This window comes from Streptococcus oralis, assembly GCF_003944215.1.
GTDB classification, from domain to species: Bacteria; Bacillota; Bacilli; order Lactobacillales; family Streptococcaceae; genus Streptococcus; species Streptococcus oralis_BI.
Genome location: NZ_RJVZ01000005.1, coordinates 38293 through 63502, shown reverse-complemented (window position 1 = coordinate 63502; position 25210 = coordinate 38293). Strand labels below are relative to the sequence as shown.

Below are 25210 nucleotides of genomic sequence, written 5' to 3'. Positions count from 1 at the left end.
ATAATGTTAAGGATAGACTGACGGAGGCTTAAAGGATAATTTTCAAAAGAATGACAGATGAGAAATAAAAATATGTCAGTTTGGACAGAAGTCTCTCTACCATCATCCATGCAGAAACAAGATTATATGAAATAAAAGGAGTAACCAATGTCCGGAAACTATTCAACACGTGAATTCCGCGAGAAACTATATGATGACCTTCATGTTCGATTGAGAGATACACTGATTTTGATGTGTTCGATTTTTATTGCCTCTATAGGTCTAAATATGAATTCAACAGCAGTCGTTATTGGAGCCATGCTGATTTCCCCTCTTATGACACCGATTGTTGGACTGGGATTCGGTTTAGCTATTTTTGATACGCGTTTAATCAAGCAATCTCTACAGGTTTTACTTACTCAAGTATTGGTCAGTTTGCTTGTCTCGACTCTGTATTTCTGGATTTCTCCCTTATCTTATGCAAGTAGCGAGTTGATTGCACGAACCTCTCCAACCATTTGGGATGTTCTCATTGCTATTGCTGGTGGGATAGCAGGTGTCATTGGTTCAAGGAAAAAAGAAGCAAACAATATCGTACCAGGAGTAGCCATCGCAACAGCTCTGATGCCACCTATCTGCACTGCAGGATATGGTTTAGCTAATGGAAATGTACGATTTTTATTTGGGGCTCTTTATCTTTTCTTGATCAACTGTGTCTTTATCATGTTAATCAACATTGTTGGAACAAGATTTTTGATGAGAAAATCTCCCTTAAGTTCATTTAATGAGCTAAACATTAAAATGAAAATTGGGTTGATCTCCTTGATTGTATTATTGGTCCTTCCAGCCAGCTATTCAGCAGTCACTCTGACGATGGATCAAGCTCGAAAAGAAGGGATCAAACAGTTTGTAGAAAATGAGTTCGCCAATCATACGATCATTAATCAAGTCTACAAGTCAAGTAATAATGAATTGGTCTTGACAGTTGTTGGAGATCCGATTTCAGAAGAAGAATTAGAAACTATTCGCCAAAAACAAGACTCTTACGGTATTCAATCTGTTCAATTGAAAGTCAAGCAATTCCATAATTCGGCAAAATTAGATAGTGAGACGATTAAGGAATTTTACGAAAACATTGACAAGTATATCGAACAAAAACTCTCTGAAAAAGATTTACAAAACGATCGCGCAAAAGAAAATGAAGCAGACAAGGACTGAGGATAGTCAACTTATCTAACTCATGGAAGCAAATCTTGGGAGGATATCCTATATCCAAAAGTTAATGGATAGAAAGAATTGTTGATGAGGATATTATTTGTGGTGGTTTGACCAATCACTACTAGCTCAGGTTAAACAAAGAAGAGGCTGGGACAAAAGTCCTAGCCTCTCAATTGTCTTTGGATTGTCGAGCAAGACGCAGTGGTTGAGTGGGCTCTACTACGCTGACTTCATCAGCTTTTACAGCCCTACTCAACTGTGCGGAGGTGGGACGACGAAATCGAATTCTAACGAATTACCGATTTCTGTCCCACTCTCTTTTTAGGTAGCTGGAATTTTTATCCCAGGTGTGATCATTTTATTTTTCAACTCGTGATTTGTTGGCGATATCAGCTAGGATAGCTGCTACAAACTCATCTACTGGGACAGTGTTCGTTTCTTTTTGTCCATAGCGACGAACGTTGACAGTTCCGTCTTCCATTTCCTTGTCACCAACGATCAATTGGTAAGGAATTTTTTGAGTTTGTGAAGCACGGATCTTGAACTGCATTTTTTCATTGCGTTCATCCACATCAGCACGGACACCACGGTCACGGAGTTTCTTCGCTACTTCCCAAGCGTAGTCAACGTGTTTCTCGTTAGATACTGGGATGAGGGTTACTTGGTGTGGCGCAAGCCATGTTGGGAAGGCACCCTTGTAGTTTTCAATCAAGATCGCTGTGAAGCGTTCCATGGTTGAGATAACCCCACGGTGAATCATAACTGGACGATGTTCTTCACCATCAGCTCCGATGTATTTAAGGTCGAAGCGTTCTGGAAGCAAGAAGTCAAGCTGGATCGTAGAGAGGGTTTCTTCTTTTCCAAGAGCTGTCTTAACTTGGATGTCCAATTTTGGTCCGTAGAAGGCTGCTTCGCCTTCAGCTTCAAAGTAGTCAACACCCATCTCATCAAGGGCAGCACGAAGCATGGTTTGGGCATTTTCCCACATTTCATCGTTATCAAAGTACTTGTGAGTATCTTGAGGGTCACGAAGAGAGAGGCGGAAACGGTACTCGTTTAGGTTGAAGTCTTCATAAACATCGATAATCAACTGAAGAGCACGTTGGAATTCTTCTTGGATTTGTTCTGGAGTCACAAAGAGGTGACCGTCGTTGAGAGACATTTCACGTACACGTTGAAGACCAGTAAGAGCACCAGATTTTTCATAGCGGTGCATCATCCCGATTTCAGCGATACGGATTGGTAATTCACGGTATGAGTGTACATGATGTTTATAAACTTCGATATGGTGAGGACAGTTCATTGGGCGGAGGACAAACTCTTCACCATCCCCCATGTCCATAGTTGGGAACATATCTTCACGGTAGTGATCCCAGTGACCAGAAGTTTTATAGAGTTCCACTGAGGCAATTGGTGGAGTGTAAACATGTTGGTAGCCTGCAGCGATTTCCTTGTCAACAATGTAGCGTTCCAATTCACGACGGATAGTTGCTCCGTTTGGTAACCAGAATGGTAAACCTTGTCCGACTTCTTGTGAAATCATGAAGAGGTCAAGTTCTTTACCAAGTTTACGGTGGTCACGTTCCTTGGCTTCTTCACGCATTTGAAGGTAGTTCTTCAAGCCTTTCTTGTCAAACCAAGCTGTACCGTAGATTCGTTGCATCATCGCGTTGTCGCTATTTCCACGCCAGTAAGCACCAGCCACATGGAGAAGGTGGAAAATTTGGATACGACCTGTTGATGGGACGTGCGGTCCACGGCAGAGATCCACGTATTCACCCTGACGGTAGATGGTCAACCCCCCTTCGTCTTCTGAGTGTTCTTCGATCAATTCCAACTTGTAAGGGTCGTTCTTAAAGATTTCACGCGCCTCGTCTTTCGTCACTTCTTCACGGATTGATGGGAAGTTTTCTTTGACGATTTTTTGCATTTCTTCTTCGATACGAGGAAGGTCTTCGTTAGAAATTTGACCAGCTTGATTATCCGTATCGTAGTAGAAACCATCCTCGATAGCTGGACCAACACCCAAGTGAATATCTGGGAAAAGGCGACGAGCTGCTTGGGCGAACAAGTGAGCCGCTGAGTGGCGCAAGATTGGAAGGGCATCTTCGTGATCAGGTGTCACGATTTCGATGCTTCCATCTTCAGTGATAGCACGAGTCGTGTCAATGAGTTTACCGTTGAATTTACCAGCCAAGGCTTTTTTAGCTAGGGAATTGCTGATAGATTGGGCAATTTCAAAAGTTGTCACGCCAGATTCGAATTCACGAACAGCGCCATCTGGGAAAGTAATCTTAATCATGGTTTTCTCCTTAAATATTTATTCTATTTTTGTTGGGCAATTTTAAGAGCCGAGCAACTTCTTCCGCAGTCTGCTTTTCTGACTGACTACCATCTGTTATGAGGCTAGGATAGCCTAATCTCACCGCTTCCTTCCGAACCATTTGGGCAAAAAGAATGTCTCGCTGCATCCAGTTTTCAAAAGCTTGCTCAGAGTTGGTTGTTCCCTCTAAGACAAAAGGAACCCATTCTCTCTGTCTATAATGCTTTTTTTGAAAATCAGCTGTCGGAGTCAAGCATAGATAGGAAGATGCTGGGCATTCAAGCTCCTTTACCAAGTGAGGCAAAAGTCCTGCCCCCTCCACCAAGAGAGGTCTATCTTGATTTTTTATCAAGTAATATCTTACATAAGGAAAAATCTCTTCATAAAAGCGCCATTCTTCATCTGCCATCTCTTCTGGACTTCTCATCCAGATTTGTTCTGGACTTCTATCCTGTCTAAGAAGGCAAATCGGCTGTGAGTCTGCACTTGCTTGACTCATCATCTCGTCTACCAAATCATCCAATTTGATATGAAGTAGCTGATACTGTCTAGCAAGAAGTGAAGCAACTGTTGACTTCCCACTACAAGGCGATCCGCCAATCATATAAAGCATCATTCTTCCTCCTTCTGACAAAATAAAAACGACATCCTCAAAAGGACGTCGTAACGTGGTTCCACCTTCATTTATGCAAGTCAAAAAGACCTACACCTCTGATTGGCTTTAACGTGGCCACCGTTTTATGTTTTCATAAAAGTCAGTAGAGTAGTATCAGTTTAGGCTCTCTATGCGTTTCCAGCAACCACGCACTCTCTAGTAGAAAGGGACTAAGTGACTTGTCTCTATGCATTATTATAGCATGATTGCGAGAATTTTCAAGGATTTTGTGAAAGTTTTTTATTTTTTCCTTGCTGGAGCATGTATTTGATACCTGAACCTGAAGCCATACCAAGTAGGGCAAAGAGTTCATAAGCTAGGAAATAAACGAGAATGAATTCATTGAAAGTGATGATGGTAAAGCAATAGAGAAGAGCAATACCGAGCAGCCACCACAGTGAGAATTGGAAACGGTAGCTATAAAGAAGGGACACGATGAAGGTTGCCAAAGGTGAAAAGAGGATGATGTTGTAAATGTAAAGCCCTTTCAGCGTATAAGGATCAGATATCAGCAGCAAAAGCAACTCATAGAGGGGCCAGTAAAAGAAGAATAGGACAAGGTAGTATGGAATATACTTAAGATATTTCCGCATGGCAATAGTCCTCCAATCTGAAAAAATAGAGAAATGTTGAAGACCACATGATCCTAAATGAAGGGGAACTCTCTACCTATATTATAGCACGATTTGCAACCCCTTACAAGGTGCTATGATAGGCAGAAATAATAAGCTTTATGAATTTTTTTGTTATAATACTAGCATAAGAAGTAAGAAAAATTGAGGAGAAAGAATGACCAAAATAGCAGTTCTTTCAGACATACATGGAAACACGACTGCCTTGGAAGCTGTACTGGCTGATGCTAAAGTGGCAAAGGTGGATGAGTACTGGCTTTTGGGGGATATTCTTATGCCTGGAACAGGACGTAGAAGGATTTTGGATCTCTTGGCTGATTTGCCCATCACTGCTAGAGTGCTGGGAAATTGGGAGGATAGTCTCTGGCGTGGTTTGCATCGCAAGCTAGATCTAACAAAAGCTAGTCATCGCTATCTCCTACGCCAATGCCAGTATATCTTAGAAGAGATTAGCCCTGAAGAAATCGAAGACCTCCACAATCACCCCATGCAAGTTCACCGTCGGTTCGGTAATTTGACGGTGGGAATCACTCACCATCTCCCTGATAAAAACTGGGGTAGAGAGTTGATTCATACGGGAAAACAAGAAGATTTTGATAGATTAGTGACGGAACCGCATGCCTCTATCGCAGTATATGGGCATATTCATCAACAGTTGCTTCGTTATGGAAGTGACGGACAGTTGATCCTTAATCCAGGATCCATTGGGCAACCCTTCTTTTTAGATGCGAAATTGCGTAAGGACCTGCGTGCCCAGTATATGATTTTAGAGTTTGATGAGACAGGTTTGGCTGATGTTGATTTTCGTCGAGTGGATTATGATGTAGAGGCTGAGTTGCAGCTGGCTAAGGATTTAAAGCTTCCTTATTTTCAGGTCTATTATGAAAGTTTGGTAAATGGGATTCACCACACTCATAACCAGGAACTTCTGTATGAAATTGCCCAAGAACAAGGGCATGATGCCGAGTTGGATGCATGGCTAGATAGTGGTAATAATTGACATTACAACGTAAAAGGGTATAATGAGTATCAGATAGGATGTGAAAGGAGAAGGAGATGCAAATTTCAAGTCGATTTACGATTGCAACGCATATGTTGATTATCATCGCTCTAGAAGGGAAGAAAACAAAAGTTACCAGTGATTTTTTGGCTGCTAGTGTTGGGGTCAATCCAGTTATTATCCGTAAAACCTTGTCCCAACTCAAAAATGCAGAGCTGATATCGGTTGCGCGTGGAACGGGCGGTACCGAGATTCTCAAAGACTTACAAGATATTAGTCTTTTTGATGTTTATCAGGCAGTTGAATGTTTAGGAAAATCTGGTAAACTCTTTAGTTTCCATGATAATCCCAACCCCAACTGTCCAGTAGGGGCCAATATTCATGAAGTTTTGGATCAAAAATTGCTGGATATCCAAGAAGCGATGGAAAACCAGCTTCGTCAGACGAGTCTGGCTCAGGTTGTGGCAGATGCTCAGGATAAAATGACAAAATAAGAGGACTAGGCTCCTCTTTTTCTATTGCCATAATTATGGTACAATGTAGTCATTAAAGGAGGAGACTATGTACTCTATCACAGGATTTTTTGTCCTACTTTTTCTCGTTTCGTTTTTAAGGGACAATCGCAGTCTCTGGAATCCAGCTCTCTTGCTTTTGTCTCTGCTCTTTTCTTATATGTCCATTGCCAATCTTTTTTACGAAGCTGGGCAGAAAGAAGTGCACATGGTTTTCTTTGCAGGGATTTTTCTCCTGCTGCCTCTTTTAGTTTTTCTAAGTGGTTTTTTCCTTATTTATAATGGATTTGTGTTATTGAAAAAAGAAGGAAAATCCAAGGCAAATTATTTGTCTCTGGGGCTAGGGTGCGTGATTCTGTTCTTTTTTGTGATCATGGCGATTCGAATGAGCGATACCAAGGGCTTGTTCTACACCAATCATCTAGTGAATATTTTCTTTTTCTTTCTGATCTACTCGTATTTGATTTTCGGCTTTGCCTTTGCAGGATTTCTGCTTTATTCTATCCTGTATCTTTTTATTCCTAAGAAAAAATATTATGATTTTATTATCATTCACGGAGCAGGTTTGTTGAATGGAGAAAAAGTGACTCCCTTACTGAAGAGTCGCATTGATAAGGCAGTAGAAGCTTATCACCAGTCTCTCAATCCCAATGTTAAAATCATCGCAAGTGGTGGTCGAGGTGGGGATGAGAAGATTTCCGAAGCTCAGGCGATTTGTAATTATTTACTAGAAGAAACGGATGTTCCGAGAGAAGCAATTCTCCTAGAGGAAGACTCAACGACAACCTATGAGAATCTTCTCTTCTCAAAAGAAATGGGAGAGAGGCTGGTGACCAGTCCACGTTTTCTCTTTGTGACCAATGATTACCATGTTTTTCGTACCAGTACCTATGCTCGCCGTATTGGGATGAAGGGAGATGGCCTTGGTTGCCGTACAGCCGCCTACTATATCCCATCGGCCTTTATCAGAGAATATATTGCTCTATGTGTGAAGATGAGATGGCTTTTTATCGCCTTCTATATTTTATTAATTTTAGCTCTGATTTTCTCCTATAGAGGTGTTCTATGGTAATCAAAAAAATAGCTCTCCATGCTTAAGGAGAGCTGATTTTTATTCTGCGGCTTGCTTCCAACGTTTGGCTAGCATGCGGGATAAGCTTGAAATCGCTAGGTTAAAGCTGAAGTAGATGAGGGCAATCAGGATATAAAGACTGAAGACCTGCTCTGGCTCGAAATAGCGTCCCATGAGAATTTGGCTAGCGCCAAAGAGCTCTTGTAGGGCGATAACAGAGTATAGAAGACTGGTATCCTTAATCACGGTTACAAACTGAGAAATGATCGCTGGCAGCATTTTACGGATCGCTTGTGGGAGAATGATGTAGTAGAGGATTTGGGCTGAAGTGAATCCTTGCGACATTCCTGCTTCGTACTGGCCCTTGTCCACGGCATTGAGACCACCTCGGATAATCTCAGCCAGGGCTGCTGAGGTAAAGAGGGTAAAGGCTGTAATACCAGCTGGTGTGGACTTCATCTTAAACACCAAAAAGATGGTGAAAATCCAGAGAAGGTTGGGAACGTTACGTACAAACTCGATATAAATACTGGAGATAATCCGCAAGATAGGATTTTTCCCATTTCTCATGACCGCTAGAACTGTACCGATAAGTGTAGAGAGGACGATAGCAATCAGAGAAATGTAGAGGGTCAAGCCGAAGCCTTTAAAGATAAAGACTAGGTTATCTGGGGTCAAAACTTCTAAAATAGATTCCATAGTAACCTCCTAAAGTGAATAGGCTTTTTTATTGGCTTGCTCCATCTTGCGACCAAACTGGGCGACAGGGAAGCAAAGGGCAAAGTAGAGAAGGGCAGCACCTAGAAAGGCAGGGATGTAGTTTCCGTTTAGAGCCGACCAAGACTTGGTCACAAACATCAAGTCTACTCCAGAGATGATAGCGACTGTAGAGGTATTCTTGATGAGGTTAACGATTTGGTTGGTCAAAGGAGGGAGAATGATACGGAAGGCCTGAGGCAAGATAATCAAGCGCATGGCACTGATATAGGTAAAACCTTGAGACAAGGCGGCCTCTATCTGACCACTAGGAATAGACTGAATCCCTGAACGAATAACCTCAGCGATATAAGCACCGTGATAGAGTCCCACGCAGAGAACAGCTGTCCAATAAATCGGAATCATGATGGTGTGGTCACTGATAAGAGGCAAACCATAAAAGACGATGACAAACTGTACTAAGAGGGGAGTGTTTTGGTAAAATTCGACAAAGATACGAGCCAAAATCCTTAAAATTTGATGTTTGCTGGTTGATAGGACTCCAAAGATGATTCCTAAGACCATAGCTAGGATAAAGGATCCAATAGCTAGGGCAAGAGTGAAGAGGAAACCATTGAAAAATTGTCCAAAATCCTGAAAATAGGCTGTCCAAGATGATAAATCTGTCATGGGGTGTCCTCCTTAATCTGCGGTATGGCTAGATGGTTTGAGCTTGTAACGGTCATAGAGTTTCTGCAAACTACCGTCCTTGCTCCATTTTGTAATCAAGTTATTAAGATAATCGTTGAGCTCGGTATTTGATTTCTTGGTAACAATACCGTAGTCAGATGGTTTAAAACTATCATCTAGTAGTTCTGTTCGTTTACTGGTGTAGCCAGACAGGATAGAGCGATCCACGGAAAAGGCATCGATACGGTGAGCGTGAAGGGAAGTAATCAATTCTGGATAGGAACCAAGTTCTACGAATTTAAACTTCAAACCTTTCTTTTTACCTAGTTCGGTAATCAAGCGTTGGGTGATGGAACCTTGGGCAACTCCGATCGTTTTACCATTTAGGTCTTCAATGCTTTTGATATTGGCAGATTTATTGACCAAAAAGCCAGAAGCGTCCGTATAGTAGGGACTGGTGAAGTTGTATAGTTTTTTACGTTCTTCTGTGATGGTAAAGGTCGCGATATCCAAATCGACCTGTTCATTGTCAAGAAGTGGGCCACGGGTTTGAGCGGTAACAGGAACGTAGCGAACCTTGACCTTGAGCTCATCTGCAATCATCTTGGCTAAGTCGGTTTCGATACCAGAATAAGTCCCTGTCTTGGGATCCTTGTAGCCAAAATTGGGAACGTCTTGTTTCACACCGACAACTAGCTCGCCTCTCTTTTGAATATCTGCGACACTGGTGTCAGCCTGAACTGGTTTGGCAGCAACAAGGCTGAAAAGGCTAATTAATAATGCGGATAAAAAGAATTTCTTTTTCATAGGTGCCTCCTTATTTGACTTTATCACTTTCGTGGTTGATAATTTTGCTGAGGAATTGCTGGGCACGAGGTTCGCTTGGATTGTCGAAAAAGTCATCGACATCTGTCGTATCCACCAAAACTTCTCCATCGGCCATAAAGATGATACGGTCAGCAACTTCACGGGCAAAGCCCATTTCGTGGGTAACGATGATCATGTTCATCCCGTCATGTGCCAGTTTTTGCATAACAGCTAGAACGTCTCCGATAGTCTCAGGGTCAAGGGCAGATGTTGGCTCATCAAAGAGGAGGAGCTCAGGATGCATAGCGAGACCACGTGCGATGGCAATCCGCTGTTTTTGTCCACCAGATAGCATGGCTGGATAAGAATCTTTCTTGTCCCACATGTTTACAAATTCCAGGTATTTTTGGGCTGTTTTTTCAGCTTCTTTTTTATCAATTCCTAGAACTTTTATGGGTGCTAATGTCACGTTTTCTAACACTGTTTTGTGTGGATAGAGGTTGAAATGCTGGAAAACCATGCCGACTTCCTTACGAAGAGGCACCAAATCTTTCTGGCTAGCGCCTGCTACTTGGTGTCCATTGACTAGAAGACTTCCTTTGTCTACAGCCTCCAAACCATTGATGGTGCGGATAAGAGTGGACTTCCCAGAACCAGAAGGGCCTAGGAGGACAACAACTTGCCCTTTTTCAAAACGGAGATTGATGTCGCGGAGTGCGTGGTAGTCTCCGTAATATTTTTCGACGTTTTTAAATTCTACTAAAGCCATGAGAGATCTCCTTTGTGTTAGATTTTATAACATGATTCTACACCAAAAGAATGTTCTTGTCAAATCATATCTGAAAAAATTCACTAAAATTTTATAAAAAAGCAATCAGGATAGAGAAAAAGCCTAAATCATGTTATAATGAAGCGATAGAATTCTTAGAAAGAGTGGATGTCTTTTTGATAACTCCTACTTATGAATGGCAGTTTGCCCCACAGGTTGAAGATGCGGATTTTACAAAGATAGCCAAGAAGGCTGGACTGGGTCCTGAGGTGGCTCGGTTATTATTTGAAAGAGGGATTCAGGATGAAGAAAGTCTAAAGAAGTTTTTAGAACCTTCTTTGGAGAACTTGCATGACCCCTATCTGCTCCATGATATGGATAAGGCAGTGGAACGGATTCGTCAGGCCATTGAAGAAGGGGAAAATATTCTCATCTATGGAGACTACGATGCGGATGGCATGACCTCAGCTTCTATTGTTAAGGAAAGTTTGGAACAGCTTGGCGCCGAGTGCCGTGTTTATCTGCCAAATCGCTTTACCGATGGCTATGGTCCCAATGCCAGTGTCTATAAATACTTTATCGAGCAAGAGGGAATTTCCTTGATTGTGACGGTGGATAATGGAGTTGCAGGTCACGAGGCTATTGAACTAGCCCAGTCTATGGGAGTGGATGTTATTGTGACCGACCACCATTCTATGCCTGAAACCTTGCCAGATGCTTATGCCATCGTTCATCCTGAGCATCCAGATGCGGACTATCCTTTCAAATATTTGGCTGGTTGTGGAGTGGCTTTCAAGCTGGCTTGTGCCCTTTTAGAGGAAGTACAAGTGGAATTGCTTGATTTAGTTGCTATTGGTACCATTGCCGATATGGTGAGCTTGACGGATGAGAACCGTATCTTGGTTCAATATGGTCTGGAAATGCTGGGGCATACTCAGCGTATTGGCTTGCAAGAAATGCTGGAAATGGCTGGGATTTCTGCTAATGAAGTGACAGAAGAAACGGTTGGTTTCCAGATTGCTCCTCGTTTAAATGCTTTGGGGCGTTTGGATGATCCCAATCCTGCCATTGATTTGTTGACTGGATTTGACGACGAGGAAGCTCATGAGATTGCCCTCATGATTCATCAGAAAAATGAAGAACGTAAGGAAATCGTCCAATCTATCTATGAAGAAGCCAAGACCATGGTGGATCCTGAGAAGAAGGTCCAGGTTTTGTCCAAGGAAGACTGGAATCCTGGCGTTCTGGGTATCGTTGCTGGTCGTTTGTTGGAAGAACTAGGGCAGACAGTCATCGTTCTCAATATAGAGGACGGTCGTGCCAAGGGTAGTGCTCGTAGTGTGGAAGCGGTCGATATTTTTGAAGCCTTGGATCCCCATCGAGACCTCTTTATCGCATTCGGTGGCCATGCTGGTGCAGCAGGAATGACGCTGGAAGTTGAGAAACTTTCAGATTTATCTCAGGTCTTGGAAGACTATGTCCGTGAAAAAGGCGCAGATGCTAGTGGTAAGAACAAGTTAAATCTAGATGAAGAGCTAGACTTGGAGACGCTTAGCTTGGAAACGGTCAAAAGCTTTGAGCGCTTGGCGCCTTTTGGAATGGATAATCAGAAACCGGTCTTTTATATCAAGGATTTTCAGGTCGAAAGTGCCCGTACCATGGGAGCAGGCAATGCCCACCTCAAACTAAAAATTTCCAAGGGTGAGGCGAGTTTTGAAGTGGTAGCCTTCGGACAAGGCAGATGGGCGACAGAGTTTGCTCAAACAAAAAACCTAGAATTGGCAGTCACCCTGTCTGTCAATCAATGGAATGGCCAAACTGCCCTCCAGTTGATGATGGTAGATGCGCGTGTGGAAGGCGTTCAACTCTTTAATATTCGCGGGAAGAATGCAGTCTTGCCAGAAGGGGTTCCAGTCTTGGACTTTGCTGGAGAATTACCAGAATTAGCGACCAGTGATGCTGTGGTTGTGAAAACCATTCCTGAGGATATTACCTTGCTGAAGACCGTTTTTCAAGAACAGCACTTCTCTGCTGTCTATTTCAAAAACGACATTGACAAGGCCTACTATCTGACAGGTTATGGAACTAGAGAACAGTTTGCCAAATTGTACAAGACCATTTACCAGTTCCCAGAGTTTGATATTCGCTATAAACTCAAGGATTTGGCGGCTTATCTCAATATCCAACAAATCTTGCTGGTCAAGATGATTCAAGTATTTGAAGAGCTAGGTTTTGTGATGATCAAAGATGGTGTCATGAAGGTGAACAAAGAAGCACCCAAGCGGGAGATAGGAGAAAGTCAGATTTACCAAAATCTCAAACAAACCGTTAAAGACCAAGAAGTGATGGCGCTGGGGACAGTGCAAGAAATGTATGATTTTTTGATGGAAGAAAACTAAAGAATAGGAAAGAGTTGGGCAACCAGCTCTTTTTTGGAAGCAAATCTTCATTTTGAAAATCATCAAAAAAATGGTATAATGGTAGGAAAAGATTCGGCTGAAAGTTTTAGAACTTTTAGAATAAGAGGGTAAACCTATCCTATAATCAAGATAAATTAAGTTTCGGAGGGAAAATGAGTAATATCAGTTTAACAACACTAGGTGGTGTACGAGAAAACGGGAAAAATATGTACATTGCTGAGATTGGCAATTCAATTTTTGTTTTGGATGCGGGGCTTAAATACCCTGAAAATGAACAGCTTGGGGTTGACGTCGTCATTCCAAATATGGAATACCTTTTTGAAAATAGTGATCGTATCGCTGGGGTCTTCTTGACCCACGGACATGCAGATGCCATTGGGGCTCTGCCTTACCTTTTGGCAGAGGCTAAGGTGCCTGTGTTTGGTTCTGAGTTGACCATCGAGTTGGCAAAACTCTTTGTCAAAGGAAATGATACGGTTAAGAAATTCAATGACTTCCATGTGATTGATGAGGATACGGAGATTGACTTTGGAGGGACTGTGGTTTCCTTCTTCCGTACAACTCACTCCATCCCAGAAAGTTTGGGAGTCGTCTTGAAAACTCCAAAGGGCAGCATTGTTTATACAGGTGACTTCAAGTTTGACCAGACGGCTAGTAAATCCTATGCGACGGATTTTGGCCGTCTGGCTGAGATTGGTCGTGAGGGAGTCCTAGCTCTTCTCAGTGACTCGGCGAATGCAGACAGCAATATCCAAGTGGCGAGCGAGAGTGAAGTTGGAGAGGAAATTACCCAGACCATTGCGGACTGGGAAGGTCGTATCATCGTTGCAGCTGTTGCCAGCAACCTCTCTCGTATCCAGCAGGTTTTTGATGCGGCTGCAGATACAGGTCGCCGAGTTGTTCTGACTGGATTTGATGTTGAAAATATCGTCCGAACAGCGATTCGTCTCAAAAAATTGTCTTTGGCCAATGAAAGTCTGTTAATCAAACCCAAAGAAATGTCTCGTTTTGAAGACCATGAGTTGATTATCCTTGAGACTGGCCGTATGGGTGAGCCTATCAATGGACTTCGTAAGATGTCTGTCGGCCGCCACCGTTATGTGGAAATCAAAGATGGGGATTTGGTCTATATCGTAACCACTCCATCTATCGCCAAAGAAGCCGTCATGGCGCGTGTGGAAAATATGATCTACCAAGCTGGTGGTGTGGTGAAACTCATTACCCAAAGCTTGCGAGTGTCCGGACATGGGAATGCGCGTGATTTGCAGTTAATGATCAATCTTTTGCAACCAAACTACCTCTTCCCTATCCAAGGGGAATACCGTGAGTTGGATGCGCATGCCAAGGCTGCCATGGCAGTTGGGATGTTGCCAGAGCGCATTTTCATCCCCAAAAAGGGAACGACCATGTCTTATGAACATGGAGACTTTGTCCCAGCTGGAGCAGTTTCTGCAGGTGATGTCTTGATTGACGGAAATGCTATCGGAGATGTTGGAAATGTCGTCCTTCGTGACCGTAAGGTCTTGTCAGAGGATGGAATCTTTATCGTGGCGATCACTGTCAACCGTCGTGAGAAGAAAATTGTGGCTAAGGCTCGCGTCCATACGCGTGGATTTGTTTATCTCAAGAAGAGCCGCGACATTCTCCGTGAAAGCTCAGAATTGATTAACCAAACGGTAGAAGAGTATCTTCAAGGTGATGATTTTGATTGGGCAGATCTCAAAGGCAAGGTTCGCGACAATCTGACCAAGTACCTCTTTGATCAAACCAAGCGTCGCCCAGCAATCTTGCCAGTCGTGATGGAAGCAAAATAATAAGCAGAATACCTACAGAAAAAGTCGAAATTCGGCTTTTTCTTATAGAATAGTAAAAGGAGAAAACCATGGCAGTTATGAATATTGAGTATTACTCAGAAGTTTTGGATATGGAGTGGGGCGTTACCGTACTCTATCCGGATGCCAGTCGGGTGACTGAACCAGATTGTACAGATATTCCTGTCCTTTATCTTTTGCACGGAATGTCAGGAAACCAAAATAGCTGGCTCAAGCGTACCAATGTCGAACGCTTGTTGCGCGGAACCAATCTTATTGTTATCATGCCTAATACTAGCAATGGCTGGTACACCGATACCCAGTATGGTTTCAACTACTTTACTGCTCTAGCAGAAGAGTTGCCTCAGGTTATGAAACGTTTCTTCCCCAATATGACCAGCAAGCGAGAAAAGACCTTCATAGCAGGTCTCTCCATGGGTGGCTATGGTTCCTTCAAACTCGCTCTAGCGACAAATCGTTTTTCTCATGCGGCTAGTTTTTCTGGTGCGCTCAGTTTTCAAGAATTCTCTCCTGAAAGTCAGGATTTGGGATCGCTTGCCTACTGGAGAGGAGTTTTTGGAGAGATTAAAGACTGGACAGCCAGTCCTCATTCGCTTGAAACTATCGCTGCGAAATCGGATAAAAAACCCAAACTTTGGGCTTGGTGTGGCGAACAAGACTATCTCTACTCTGCCAATAATCTCGCAGTGAAAAACCTCAAAAAACTAGGCTTTGAGGTGACCTATAGTCATAGTCCAGGTAAGCACGAGTGGTACTACTGGGAAAAACAATTGGAGCGTTTTTTAGCTACTTTACCAATTAACTTCAAATTAGAAGAGAGACTGAGTTAGTTTTTATAAATGAACCAATATTTATAGTTGTTTTTGGCTTAAAAATAATGATGGAAGTCAGTTTTCGCTAGACTTTTCAAACGAAAGTAGTAGAATAGTAGAGAGATACTAGTTGAAAGAGAGAATCTTATCAAGAAAACTAGTATTCCAATGAATATTTACATAGTATATGAATTAGTAATAGTGAATTAATTTATACTAATTAAGTAGGTGCTAAAAGAAAGGGAGACAGATGTTTGATTATAAAATAGGAATTTCTGAAGAAGAGCATGATACATTCGTTATTCAACACCCACAAGTTAATCTGTTACAGAGTAGTTCTTGGGCAAAGATAAAAGATAATTGGGGGAATGAGCGTTTAGGTTTTTATAAAAATGGAGAATTGGTAGCTGTTGCGAGTATTCTTATAAAAAAATTACCACTTGGTTACACTATGATGTATATTCCAAGAGGGCCAATAATGGATTATCAAGATAAGGACTTGGTAAAATTTGTGATGAAAAGTTTAAAACAATTTGGGTCTTGTAGACGGTCTGTTTTTATTAAGTTTGATCCGTCTCTAATCTTAAAACAATACCCTATTGACAAATCTTCTAAAGAATTTACTGACAGTAGGACAACTATAGAAGCTATTCAAAATTTAAAATCTGCCAATTGCCAATGGTCTGGTAGAACTAAAGCTATGGCTGAAACAATACAACCACGTTATCAGGCTAATAGAATACTTAAAGAAGGGGTAGATTCGGATTTTCCAAAGCATACCAAGAGGTTAATGAAAGATGCTATAAACAGAGGTGTTGTTACATATAGAGGGACCTTGTCAGATATATCAGATTTTGGGACTATTATATCTTTTACAGAACGTCGGAAGAATGTTGCACTTCGTAATCAGGAATATTTCCAAAGATTAATGGAAATCTATGGAGATGATGCCTATTTACATCTAGCGAAGATTAACCTTCCGGATCGTCTGATAAAGTATAAGGAGCAGTTGTCCCAGATAAAAAAAGATTTAGCTGAAACAGGCGAGCATCAAAAAAAGCGTCTAACCAAACTAAAACAGCAGGAAAAATCTATTGAAAAATATATTGTAGAGTTTGAAAAACTTGTTCAACAATATCCAAAAGAAATAGTTATAGCTGGGATACTTTCTGTGTCATTTGGTAATACACTTGAAATGCTTTATGCTGGAATGGACGATAGGTTTAAAAAGTTTTACCCTCAATATATTCTTTATCCAAAAGTGTTTGAGGAATCGTATCAAGATGGTAAAATTTGGGCTAATATGGGAGGTATTGAAGGTACTTTAGATGATGGATTGACTGATTTTAAATCTAACTTTAGTCCTGTTGTTCAAGAATATATTGGAGAGTTCACTCTGCCAGTAAATTTTTTGTATCATTTGGCTAACTATCTTTATCAACTTCGTAAAACATTAAGAAAAAAACATAGAAAGTAAGTATATGGTACTAATTACACTCACGAAAGAGGATTTTCAGGCTTATTCTGATCAGGTTTCTTGTCGTTCTTTTATGCAGTCTGTCCAGATGGGAAATTTGCTAGAAAAAAGGGGAGCTAAAGTAACTTACCTTTCTTTAAAACAGAAAGGAGAAATTCAGGTTGCTGCTCTAGTTTATTGCTTACCGATGTTAGGTGGATTTCATATGGAAATCAATTCTGGTCCAATCTATACTAAAAAAGAGTTTCTTTCAGAATTTTATTTTGCTTTAAAGGAATATGCAAAACAAAATGGTGCATTGGAGTTGGTTGTAAAACCTTATGAAACTTATCAAACTTTTGATAGTGAAGGTAATCCAATAGATGCTGAGAAAAAAAGTATTATTCAAGGTTTGACTGATTTAGGGTATCAATTTGATGGATTGACAACAGGTTATCCTAATGGAGAAATCAGCTGGCATTACATCAAAGATTTGCAAGATTATGATGCTGTTTCCTTATTGAAATCTTTTAATAAAAATAGTATTCGCAACATTCAATCAGCTTTTGATTTTAATCTTCTTGTTCGAAATGCAGAACGGGAAGAAATACCAACATTCAAAAAAATTATCGAAGAAACAGGTAAAAGACAAGGTTTTGAGGATAAGAATTTAGATTACTATTTTAAATTGTATGATATGTTTGGAGATAAGGCAAATTTTCTAATTGCTGAAGTCAATATGCAACAGTCGATAGATGCTTTAAATGTGAAGATGGCTAGTCTTGACAAGAAGTCGAAACAATTTTACCAGCAATATCAAGCCTTACAAAAGAAAAAAGATTTTCTAACTAGCTTGGATAGTGACTCTGGCAATGTTGTTTTAGCTTGTGCTTTAATAATCTACACAAATACAGAGGCAACTTACTTGTTTGGGGGGTCATATGCAGAGTACCAGAAGTTTTCAGCTCCATTTTTACTTCAATATCATGCTATGAAGCAGACAATGCAACGAAACATCCATCGATACAACTTCCTAGGTATTCAAGGGATTTTTGATGGAAGCGATGGCGTTTTGCGTTTTAAACAAAATTTTAATGGCTATATTGTGCGTAAGGCTGGAACATTTCGTTATTATCCATCTCCATTGAAATATAAGTGTATTCAATTGTTAAAGAAATTATTAAGACGTTGAGTTTGAAGAGTCAGTGTTTAGGTTTCTTTCAGTTTTTTTGAGTAAAATAGAGAATCTATCTTGATTATGGGAGACCATCGATTTTAAGATAGATTCTTATTTTTATGAAAGGTGGAGTGTCATGTTCTGGATTGTTCGATTATTCTTCCGATTTCTTTTGGGCATTTGGCGTTTCTTCTGGCGTCTGGTCTGGACCTTGGTCGTCATCGTTCTCCTTGCTTTTGGAGTGCTATGGTATCTGACAGGTGATTTTCATTCTGCGGTCAATCAGGTTGAAAAAATGAGCCAGATTGGTCAAGGTGACTGGAATCAATGGCAGGAAACGGGAACGCTGGAAGTCTTGTCTCAGACAGACAGTCACCAACATGCAGAAGGCAAGTGGGCTCAGGCCTCAGCTCGTATCTATATTGAACCTCAAATGGATGAGACCTTCCAAGGTGCCTATACAGAAGCCATAAAAAACTGGAATCAAACGGGAGCCTTTACTTTTGAGGTGATTGCGGATCCTAGCCAGGCAGATATTGTGGCAAGTGAGATGAATGATGGATCGACAGCTGTAGCCGGTCAAGCTGAGAGTCAAACCAATTTGTTGACCAATCAATTTATATCTGTAACAGTTCGCCTGAATCACTATTATCTATCCAATCCAAACTATGGTTATTCTTATGAAAGGATCGTGCACACGGCGGAACATGAGCTGGGACATGCCATCGGATTGGATCACACCAACGAAACCTCTGTCATGCAACCGGCAGGTTCCTACTATGGGATTCAGCCCCAGGATGTGACAGCTGTTCAAAAACTCTATACCAGTAGCGACTAGATGAAGTCAGTGCAATCCGAAATGAAATCAAAGCTCCTCCATCAAGCGATTGGTGGGGCTTTTTGTTCGTCCTGTTACAGGCTTTTTGCTATAATGGAACTATGAATAACTTGATCAAATCAAAACTAGAGCTCTTGCCGACCAGCCCTGGTTGCTACATTCACAAAGACAAAAATGGCACTATTATCTATGTAGGAAAGGCTAAAAATCTGCGCAATCGCGTACGGTCCTATTTCCGTGGAAGTCATGATACCAAGACAGAGGCTCTGGTGTCTGAAATTATGGATTTTGAATTTATCGTCACTGAGTCCAATATTGAGGCACTCCTGCTGGAAATCAACCTTATCAAGGAAAATCAGCCCAAGTACAATATCATGCTCAAGGATGATAAGTCCTATCCTTTTATCAAAATTACCAATGAGCGCTATCCACGGCTTATCATCACCCGTCAGGTCAAAAAGGACGGTGGTCTGTATTTTGGCCCTTATCCAGATGTGGGGGCAGCTAATGAAATCAAGCGACTACTGGATCGGATTTTCCCTTTTCGTAAGTGTACCAATCCGCCGTCTAAGGTTTGTTTTTACTACCATATCGGCCAGTGTATGGCCCACACTATCTGTAAGAAGGATGAGGCCTACTTCAAGTCTATGGCTCAGGAGGTTTCCGACTTCTTAAAAGGGCAGGATAACAAAATCATTGATGACCTCAAAGGTAAGATGGCAAAGGCAGCTCAAAGTATGGAGTTTGAACGTGCGGCGGAATACCGTGACCTGATTCAGGCGATTGGAACACTTCGGACCAAGCAAAGGGTCATGGCCAAGGATCTCCAAAATCGGGATGTATTTGGCTACTATGTGGACAAGGGCTGGATGTGTGTCCAGGTTTTCTTTGTCCGTCAGGGCAAACTCATCGAGCGCGACGTCAACCTCTTCCCTTATTACAATGATCCAGATGAGGACTTTTTGACCTATGTGGGACAATTTTATCAAGAAAAATCTCACCTGGTTCCCAATGAGGTGCTGATTCCGCAGGATATCGATGAAGAAGCTGTTAAGGCTTTGGTGGATACCAAGATTTTCAAGCCCCAACGTGGAGAGAAAAAACAACTGGTCAATCTAGCCATAAAAAATGCCCGTGTTAGTCTGGAGCAGAAGTTCAATCTGCTAGAAAAATCTGTTGAAAAGACCCAAGGAGCTATTGAAAATCTGGGACGCTTGCTCCAAATACCGACTCCAGTTCGCATCGAGTCCTTTGATAACTCTAATATCATGGGAACTAGTCCTGTTTCAGCCATGGTGGTCTTTGTCAATGGCAAACCGAGTAAAAAAGACTACCGAAAGTACAAGATAAAAACGGTTGTTGGCCCAGATGACTATGCTAGTATGCGAGAGGTTATTCGCAGACGTTATGGTCGAGTTCAACGAGACGGTTTGACTCCTCCTGATTTGATTGTCATTGATGGGGGACAAGGGCAAGTCAATATTGCTAAGCAGGTCATTCAAGAAGAGCTAGGCTTGGATATCCCGATTGCAGGTCTGCAAAAGAATGACAAGCACCAAACCCATGAATTGCTCTTTGGAGATCCACTGGAAGTGGTGGAGTTGTCTCGCAATTCTCAGGAATTTTTCCTCCTCCAACGCATTCAAGATGAGGTGCATCGTTTTGCCATCACCTTCCACCGTCAACTGCGCTCGAAAAATTCTTTTTCTTCACAACTGGATGGCATTGATGGTCTGGGACCTAAACGCAAGCAGAATCTTATGAAGCATTTCAAGTCTCTAACTAAAATCAAGGAAGCCAGTGTGGATGAGATTGTCGAAGTTGGGGTACCAAGAGCAGTCGCAGAAGCTGTTCAGAGGAAGTTGAACCCGCAGGAAGAAGTGGAGTTGACTCAAGTAGCGGAACCATTAAAAGAATTAGAATAAGTATCTTGATAGAAAGTAGAAGAAATGAATAAGATTGAGATTGACAGAGATATACTCCTTTTTTTACGATTTGCTTACTTTGGGAATTCAAAAGATTTATTTTTAGCTGCAACTACTCGAGCCTATCTTGATTTTAATCGAACCTTGCGATTTCATGGCATGCCAGATGAACAGCGCTTGGAGATGAGAAAGCAGACTTCTAAGTGTATCAAAGCAGCGATTTTAAATCTCTTGGAACGGGACAAGTTGTGTCAAACTGATTTTGATAGTTGGCATCATAGGACTTGTGATGTTCTGATAGATTGCTATCGCTCAAATGGGATTCGATTCACTTATGGTCATGCTCAAAAGTGGATTAATATGACTTTCAAGTATCTGTATATGCTTGAGGTTGTACCTCTAGACTCTGTTTTTCCTTTTTTACACGTACCGATAGATAACATCGTGTTAGAGAGGGCTAATAAAAAGTTGTGTATCCAAAGACCTTCTCAAGCGTGGAGTAGCTGGGGAGATTACGCCTTCTATCTTCAATATCAAGAACATTTGAGGCAAAAAATAGGCAAGGAAGGTCCTCTTCGTTGGGAGTTTCACAATTGGCTAGATGAAATAGAAAAAGGAGATCACAATGAACCATAAAATCGCAATTTTATCAGATATTCATGGCAATGCGACAGCCTTAGAAGCAGTAATTGCAGATGCTAAAACTCAAGGAGCCAGTGAATATTGGCTTATGGGAGACGTTTTCCTCCCTGGTCCAGGTGCAAATGACTTGGTCGCTCTGTTAAAGGAACTTCCTATTGCAGCAAGTGTTCGAGGCAATTGGGATGATTGTATCCTTGAGGCTTTAGATGGGCAATATGGCTTAGAAGATCCACAGGAAGTCCAGCTCATGCGAATGACCCAGTTTTTGATGGAGCGAATGGATCCTGAAACGATTGTCTGGCTACGAAGCTTACCTTTGCTAGAAAAGAAAGAAGTTGACGGACTGCACTTTTCTCTTTCTCATAATTTACCTGACAAAAACTATGGGAGTGACTTACTGGTTGACAATGATACGGAGAAATTTGACCAACTACTTGATGAGGAGACAGATGTAGCAGTTTACGGTCATGTCCACAAGCAGTTGCTTCGTTATGGTAGTCAAGGGCAACAAATCATCAATCCAGGTACCATTGGTATGCCTTATTTTAATTGGGAAAAGTTAAAAAATCACCGTGCCCAGTATGCTGTAATTGAAGTTGAAGATGGGGAATTGGTCAATATCCAATTTCGTAAGGTTGCTTATGACTATGAAGCGGAATTAGAATTGGCCAAGTCCAAGGGGCTTCCCTTTATCGAAATGTATGAAGAGCTACGACGAGAAGACAACTATCAGGGGCACAATTTGGAACTTTTGGCTAGTTTAATCGAAAAGCACGGGTATGTAGAGGATGTAAAAGATTATTTTGATTTCTTGCAAAGTTAGAAATAAAATGGGCGCCCTTAATTTGAAGTGAGGTGGTAGCCGAATTGCTTAGAAGAGAGTCAGACGATAAGGAAGAAAAGATGGCTTAGCTAAAGTTTGACATTGAAATTATTTTGTTATACAATGAACTTAATTCTTAATATAAAGGAGAACATTATGAAGAAAATTATTACAGCCAGTATGGCTCTTTTATCTGTTGTTGTTTTAGCAGCATGTTCAGGGAAAACAACGTCTGATTCTTCGACTAAGACTTCAAGCTCTGTAGAACAAACTTCTTCTTCAGAGACTTCATCAACAACGTCTAGTTCAAAGACAGAAAATAATGAGGTTGTTTTGATCACCGATGAAGAAATTGACAATGCTAAAACTGTTGGAGATGTGAAGAAAGTCTTTGGCAAATTAGTCGACAATTATAAAAAGCATGCAGTTGAAATTGGGGAAAAAATTCCAGAGAGTGGAAAAGAAGCATATAACGCCCAAGTTGAACCAGCGCTTAAGTCTATGGAGACTGTAAGAGAGTCATTTAACGAAAGCCTTTCAAGTATTGGTTCTGATGATACAGTAGTGCCAGAACAAACTCGTACTCTATTTGTTCAACAGTTGAAAACTGGACGTGACACAATGAAGAAAGCGCTGGAAGCTGCTTATAAAGCAATTGCTCCATATACATCTGGTCAATAATATAAGAAAGTAGGTGCTCGATCACCTGCTTTTTGATTGCTTCAAATCTAAAGCGATACCTACTTAAAGAGCTCCAAATTAATAGCAGAGAGTTTGAAAGAAGTACTAACTCTATGAAAAATCCCTGCAAGCTCTTTCAAAATATGGTAGAATGGAAGCAGTAGAATTAGAAAAGGAAATCGATTATGAAATTTCTTGAATTAAATAAAAAACGTCATGCGACTAAGCATTTCACTGATAAGCCGGTGGATCCCAAAGATGTGCGTACGGCTATCGAAATTGCAACCTTGGCACCAAGTGCCCACAACAGCCAGCCATGGAAATTTGTGGTCGTTCGTGAGAAAAATGCTGAATTGGCAAAATTGGCTTATGGTTCGAACTTTGAGCAGGTATCATCGGCACCTGTAACCATTGCCTTGTTTACCGATACAGACCTGGCCAAACGTGCCCGTAAGATCGCCCGAGTTGGCGGTGCTAATAATTTTTCTGAAGAGCAACTTCAATACTTTATGAAAAATTTGCCTGCTGAGTTTGCACGTTACGGTGAACAACAAGTCAGCGACTACCTAGCCCTCAATGCAGGTTTGGTTGCTATGAACTTGGTTTTGGCTCTTACAGATCAAGGAATCGGTTCTAACATTATCCTTGGTTTTGATAAATCAAAAGCCAATGAGGTTTTGAACATCGAAGACCGTTTCCGCCCAGAACTCTTGATTACGGTAGGTTACACTGACGAAAAATTGGAACCAAGCTACCGCTTGCCAGTAGATGAAATCATTGAGAAAAGATAGAAAGAAGAAAAAATGACAGCAATTGATTTTACAGCAGAAGTAGAAAAACGCAAAGAAGACCTCTTGGCTGACTTGTTTAGCCTTTTGGAAATCAACTCAGAACGTGATGATAGCAAGGCGGATGCTGAACATCCATTTGGGCCTGGTCCAGTAAAAGCCTTGGAAAAATTCCTTGAAATCGCAGGCCGCGATGGCTACCCAACTAAGAATGTCGATAACTACGCAGGACATTTTGAGTTTGGTGATGGAGAAGAAGTTCTCGGAATCTTTGCCCACATGGACGTAGTGCCTGCTGGTAGCGGTTGGGACACAGATCCTTACACACCAACTATCAAAGACGGTCGCCTCTATGCGCGTGGAGCATCTGACGACAAGGGCCCTACAACAGCTTGTTACTATGGTTTGAAAATCATCAAAGAATTGGGCCTTCCAACTTCTAAAAAAGTTCGTTTCATCGTCGGAACAGACGAAGAATCAGGCTGGGCAGACATGGATTACTACTTTGAACATGTAGGACTTGCGAAACCAGATTTCGGTTTCTCTCCAGATGCTGAATTCCCTATCATCAACGGTGAAAAAGGAAATATCACAGAATATCTTCACTTTGCAGGTGAAAATGCAGGTGCAGCCCGTCTTCACAGCTTCACAGGTGGATTGCGTGAAAACATGGTACCTGAATCAGCAACAGCAGTCGTTTCAGGCGAGCTGACTGACTTGCAAGGAAAACTAGATGCCTTTGTTGCTGAGCACAAACTTAGAGGAGAAATTCAAGAAGAAAACGGTCAGTACAAGGTGACGATCATTGGTAAATCAGCCCACGGTGCTATGCCTGCTTCAGGTGTCAATGGTGCGACTTACCTAGCCCTCTTCCTCAGCCAGTTTGACTTTGCTGGTCCAGCCAAAGACTACCTAGACATCGCTGGTAAGATTCTCTTGAACGACCATGAGGGTGAAAATCTCAAGGTGGCTCATGTGGATGAAAAGATGGGTGCCCTTTCTATGAATGCAGGTGTTTTCCGCTTTGACGAAGCAAGTGCTGACAATACTATTGCCCTCAACTTCCGTTATCCAAAAGGAACAAGCCCAGAGCAAATCAAATCAGTTCTTGAAAACTTGCCAGTTGCTTCTGTTAGTCTTTCTGAACACGGTCACACCCCTCACTATGTGCCAATGGAAGATCCACTCGTTCAAACCTTGTTGAATGTCTATGAAAAACAAACTGGGCTTCAAGGTCACGAACAAGTCATCGGTGGTGGAACATTTGGACGTTTGTTAGAGCGTGGTGTAGCCTACGGTGCCATGTTCCCAGACTCAATCGATACCATGCATCAAGCCAATGAATTTATCGCCTTGGACGATCTCTTCCGAGCAGCAGCAATCTATGCTGAAGCTATCTATGAATTGATCAAATAAGCCTTTAGAAGTCTGAGATTCTAATCTTAGACTTCTTTTTGGAGGAA

Annotated in this window: 23 protein-coding genes; 16 read left to right on the top strand and 7 right to left on the bottom strand. The window is 41.6% G+C overall.

The annotated features are described in order from the left end of the window. Positions 1-147: 147 nt before the first annotated feature. Positions 148-1197, top strand: coding sequence for a DUF389 domain-containing protein (locus tag D8804_RS04020; protein ID WP_125398920.1), 1050 nt, complete (start codon positions 148-150; stop codon positions 1195-1197). Positions 1198-1555: 358 nt separating this feature from the next. Here D8804_RS04020 and thrS read toward each other — a convergent pair whose 3' ends face one another. The 3 genes from thrS to D8804_RS10065 all read right to left on the bottom strand — a co-directional run bounded on the left by thrS (position 1556) and on the right by D8804_RS10065 (position 4768). Next, positions 1556-3499: a threonine--tRNA ligase gene (gene thrS / locus D8804_RS04015; protein WP_125398919.1), complete on the bottom strand. Its 1944-nt coding sequence runs from the start codon at positions 3497-3499 to the stop codon at positions 1556-1558. A 10-nt stretch (positions 3500-3509) separates the two neighbouring features. Continuing rightward, positions 3510-4136, bottom strand: coding sequence for an AAA family ATPase (locus D8804_RS04010; protein WP_125398918.1), 627 nt, complete (start codon positions 4134-4136; stop codon positions 3510-3512). A gap of 257 nt (positions 4137-4393) precedes the next feature. Then, positions 4394-4768: a hypothetical protein gene (locus D8804_RS10065; protein WP_001233901.1), complete on the bottom strand. Its 375-nt coding sequence runs from the start codon at positions 4766-4768 to the stop codon at positions 4394-4396. Positions 4769-4964: 196 nt separating this feature from the next. On the opposite strand from D8804_RS10065, the gene D8804_RS04000 reads away from it, so the two are divergent. From D8804_RS04000 to D8804_RS03990, 3 genes are all read left to right on the top strand, one after another. Then, entirely contained in the window at positions 4965-5807 is an 843-nt protein-coding gene (locus D8804_RS04000; protein ID WP_125398917.1) for a metallophosphoesterase family protein, read from the top strand. A gap of 56 nt (positions 5808-5863) precedes the next feature. Further along, positions 5864-6301, top strand: a complete 438-nt coding sequence (locus tag D8804_RS03995; protein WP_125398916.1) for an Rrf2 family transcriptional regulator — start codon at positions 5864-5866, stop codon at positions 6299-6301. Between the two features lie 67 nt (positions 6302-6368). Further along, on the top strand, positions 6369-7391 hold the full coding sequence (locus D8804_RS03990) for a YdcF family protein (protein WP_125398915.1): 1023 nt from the start codon (positions 6369-6371) through the stop codon (positions 7389-7391). A 39-nt stretch (positions 7392-7430) separates the two neighbouring features. Here D8804_RS03990 and D8804_RS03985 read toward each other — a convergent pair whose 3' ends face one another. The 4 genes from D8804_RS03985 to D8804_RS03970 are packed head-to-tail and all read right to left on the bottom strand — an operon-like array spanning position 7431 to position 10353. Continuing rightward, entirely contained in the window at positions 7431-8090 is a 660-nt protein-coding gene (locus tag D8804_RS03985; RefSeq protein WP_125398914.1) for an amino acid ABC transporter permease, read from the bottom strand. A 9-nt stretch (positions 8091-8099) separates the two neighbouring features. Then, positions 8100-8777: an amino acid ABC transporter permease gene (locus D8804_RS03980; RefSeq protein ID WP_125398913.1), complete on the bottom strand. Its 678-nt coding sequence runs from the start codon at positions 8775-8777 to the stop codon at positions 8100-8102. 12 nt (positions 8778-8789) lie between these two features. Next, a complete protein-coding gene (locus D8804_RS03975; RefSeq protein ID WP_125398912.1) occupies positions 8790-9584 on the bottom strand; it encodes a transporter substrate-binding domain-containing protein in 795 nt (264 codons plus the stop codon). A 10-nt stretch (positions 9585-9594) separates the two neighbouring features. Further along, the gene (locus tag D8804_RS03970; protein WP_001229587.1) at positions 9595-10353 is read right to left on the bottom strand and encodes an amino acid ABC transporter ATP-binding protein; all 759 of its coding nucleotides are present in this window, start codon (positions 10351-10353) and stop codon (positions 9595-9597) included. Positions 10354-10529: 176 nt separating this feature from the next. On the opposite strand from D8804_RS03970, the gene recJ reads away from it, so the two are divergent. The 12 genes from recJ (at position 10530) to pepV (ending at position 25163) form a co-directional block, all read left to right on the top strand. After that, positions 10530-12752, top strand: coding sequence for a single-stranded-DNA-specific exonuclease RecJ (gene recJ / locus D8804_RS03965; RefSeq protein WP_185774025.1), 2223 nt, complete (start codon positions 10530-10532; stop codon positions 12750-12752). Between the two features lie 173 nt (positions 12753-12925). After that, positions 12926-14587, top strand: a complete 1662-nt coding sequence (locus D8804_RS03960) for a ribonuclease J (RefSeq protein WP_125398910.1) — start codon at positions 12926-12928, stop codon at positions 14585-14587. Between the two features lie 68 nt (positions 14588-14655). After that, positions 14656-15435 carry an alpha/beta hydrolase gene (locus tag D8804_RS03955; protein WP_125398909.1) on the top strand — a complete coding sequence of 260 codons (780 nt, stop codon included), beginning with the start codon at positions 14656-14658 and terminating at the stop codon, positions 15433-15435. Between the two features lie 232 nt (positions 15436-15667). Beyond that, the gene (locus tag D8804_RS03950; protein ID WP_125398908.1) at positions 15668-16894 is read left to right on the top strand and encodes an aminoacyltransferase; all 1227 of its coding nucleotides are present in this window, start codon (positions 15668-15670) and stop codon (positions 16892-16894) included. A gap of 4 nt (positions 16895-16898) precedes the next feature. After that, complete coding sequence (locus D8804_RS03945) at positions 16899-18065, top strand: aminoacyltransferase (protein WP_125398907.1); 1167 nt, start codon at positions 16899-16901, stop codon at positions 18063-18065. A gap of 121 nt (positions 18066-18186) precedes the next feature. Further along, positions 18187-18888, top strand: coding sequence for a M57 family metalloprotease (locus tag D8804_RS03940; RefSeq protein ID WP_125398906.1), 702 nt, complete (start codon positions 18187-18189; stop codon positions 18886-18888). 101 nt (positions 18889-18989) lie between these two features. After that, positions 18990-20813, top strand: a complete 1824-nt coding sequence (uvrC, locus tag D8804_RS03935) for an excinuclease ABC subunit UvrC (RefSeq protein WP_125398905.1) — start codon at positions 18990-18992, stop codon at positions 20811-20813. A gap of 24 nt (positions 20814-20837) precedes the next feature. Further along, a complete protein-coding gene (locus tag D8804_RS03930) occupies positions 20838-21449 on the top strand; it encodes a hypothetical protein (RefSeq protein WP_125398904.1) in 612 nt (203 codons plus the stop codon). After that, a complete protein-coding gene (locus D8804_RS03925) occupies positions 21439-22278 on the top strand; it encodes a metallophosphoesterase family protein (RefSeq protein WP_125398903.1) in 840 nt (279 codons plus the stop codon). The genes D8804_RS03930 and D8804_RS03925 overlap by 11 nt, the downstream gene beginning before the upstream one ends. 156 nt (positions 22279-22434) lie before the next feature. Further along, positions 22435-22959, top strand: coding sequence for a hypothetical protein (locus tag D8804_RS03920; protein ID WP_000720917.1), 525 nt, complete (start codon positions 22435-22437; stop codon positions 22957-22959). A gap of 185 nt (positions 22960-23144) precedes the next feature. Continuing rightward, positions 23145-23750 carry a nitroreductase family protein gene (locus D8804_RS03915; protein WP_125398902.1) on the top strand — a complete coding sequence of 202 codons (606 nt, stop codon included), beginning with the start codon at positions 23145-23147 and terminating at the stop codon, positions 23748-23750. A gap of 12 nt (positions 23751-23762) precedes the next feature. Then, positions 23763-25163 (top strand): dipeptidase PepV, encoded by a 1401-nt coding sequence (gene pepV, locus D8804_RS03910; RefSeq protein WP_125398901.1) that lies wholly within the window; start codon positions 23763-23765, stop codon positions 25161-25163. Positions 25164-25210: the final 47 nt, after the last annotated feature.

Bases quoted from the DNA above. Each gene is read 5' to 3' on its own strand.
- D8804_RS03970 (WP_001229587.1), bottom strand. From the start codon at position 10,353: ATGGCTTTAGTAGAATTTAAAAACGTCGAAAAATATTACGGAGACTAC.
- D8804_RS10065 (WP_001233901.1), bottom strand. From the start codon at position 4,768: ATGCGGAAATATCTTAAGTATATTCCATACTACCTTGTCCTATTCTTC.
- D8804_RS04020 (WP_125398920.1), top strand. From the start codon at position 148: ATGTCCGGAAACTATTCAACACGTGAATTCCGCGAGAAACTATATGAT.
- D8804_RS03915 (WP_125398902.1), top strand. From the start codon at position 23,145: ATGAAATTTCTTGAATTAAATAAAAAACGTCATGCGACTAAGCATTTC.
- uvrC (WP_125398905.1), top strand. From the start codon at position 18,990: ATGAATAACTTGATCAAATCAAAACTAGAGCTCTTGCCGACCAGCCCT.
- D8804_RS03930 (WP_125398904.1), top strand. From the start codon at position 20,838: ATGAATAAGATTGAGATTGACAGAGATATACTCCTTTTTTTACGATTT.
- D8804_RS03980 (WP_125398913.1), bottom strand. From the start codon at position 8,777: ATGACAGATTTATCATCTTGGACAGCCTATTTTCAGGATTTTGGACAA.
- D8804_RS03960 (WP_125398910.1), top strand. From the start codon at position 12,926: ATGAGTAATATCAGTTTAACAACACTAGGTGGTGTACGAGAAAACGGG.
- D8804_RS03945 (WP_125398907.1), top strand. From the start codon at position 16,899: ATGGTACTAATTACACTCACGAAAGAGGATTTTCAGGCTTATTCTGAT.
- D8804_RS03950 (WP_125398908.1), top strand. From the start codon at position 15,668: ATGTTTGATTATAAAATAGGAATTTCTGAAGAAGAGCATGATACATTC.
- D8804_RS03975 (WP_125398912.1), bottom strand. From the start codon at position 9,584: ATGAAAAAGAAATTCTTTTTATCCGCATTATTAATTAGCCTTTTCAGC.
- D8804_RS03940 (WP_125398906.1), top strand. From the start codon at position 18,187: ATGTTCTGGATTGTTCGATTATTCTTCCGATTTCTTTTGGGCATTTGG.
- D8804_RS03925 (WP_125398903.1), top strand. From the start codon at position 21,439: ATGAACCATAAAATCGCAATTTTATCAGATATTCATGGCAATGCGACA.
- pepV (WP_125398901.1), top strand. From the start codon at position 23,763: ATGACAGCAATTGATTTTACAGCAGAAGTAGAAAAACGCAAAGAAGAC.
- D8804_RS03920 (WP_000720917.1), top strand. From the start codon at position 22,435: ATGAAGAAAATTATTACAGCCAGTATGGCTCTTTTATCTGTTGTTGTT.
- D8804_RS04010 (WP_125398918.1), bottom strand. From the start codon at position 4,136: ATGATGCTTTATATGATTGGCGGATCGCCTTGTAGTGGGAAGTCAACA.
- D8804_RS03995 (WP_125398916.1), top strand. From the start codon at position 5,864: ATGCAAATTTCAAGTCGATTTACGATTGCAACGCATATGTTGATTATC.
- thrS (WP_125398919.1), bottom strand. From the start codon at position 3,499: ATGATTAAGATTACTTTCCCAGATGGCGCTGTTCGTGAATTCGAATCT.
- D8804_RS03985 (WP_125398914.1), bottom strand. From the start codon at position 8,090: ATGGAATCTATTTTAGAAGTTTTGACCCCAGATAACCTAGTCTTTATC.
- D8804_RS03990 (WP_125398915.1), top strand. From the start codon at position 6,369: ATGTACTCTATCACAGGATTTTTTGTCCTACTTTTTCTCGTTTCGTTT.
- D8804_RS03955 (WP_125398909.1), top strand. From the start codon at position 14,656: ATGGCAGTTATGAATATTGAGTATTACTCAGAAGTTTTGGATATGGAG.
- D8804_RS04000 (WP_125398917.1), top strand. From the start codon at position 4,965: ATGACCAAAATAGCAGTTCTTTCAGACATACATGGAAACACGACTGCC.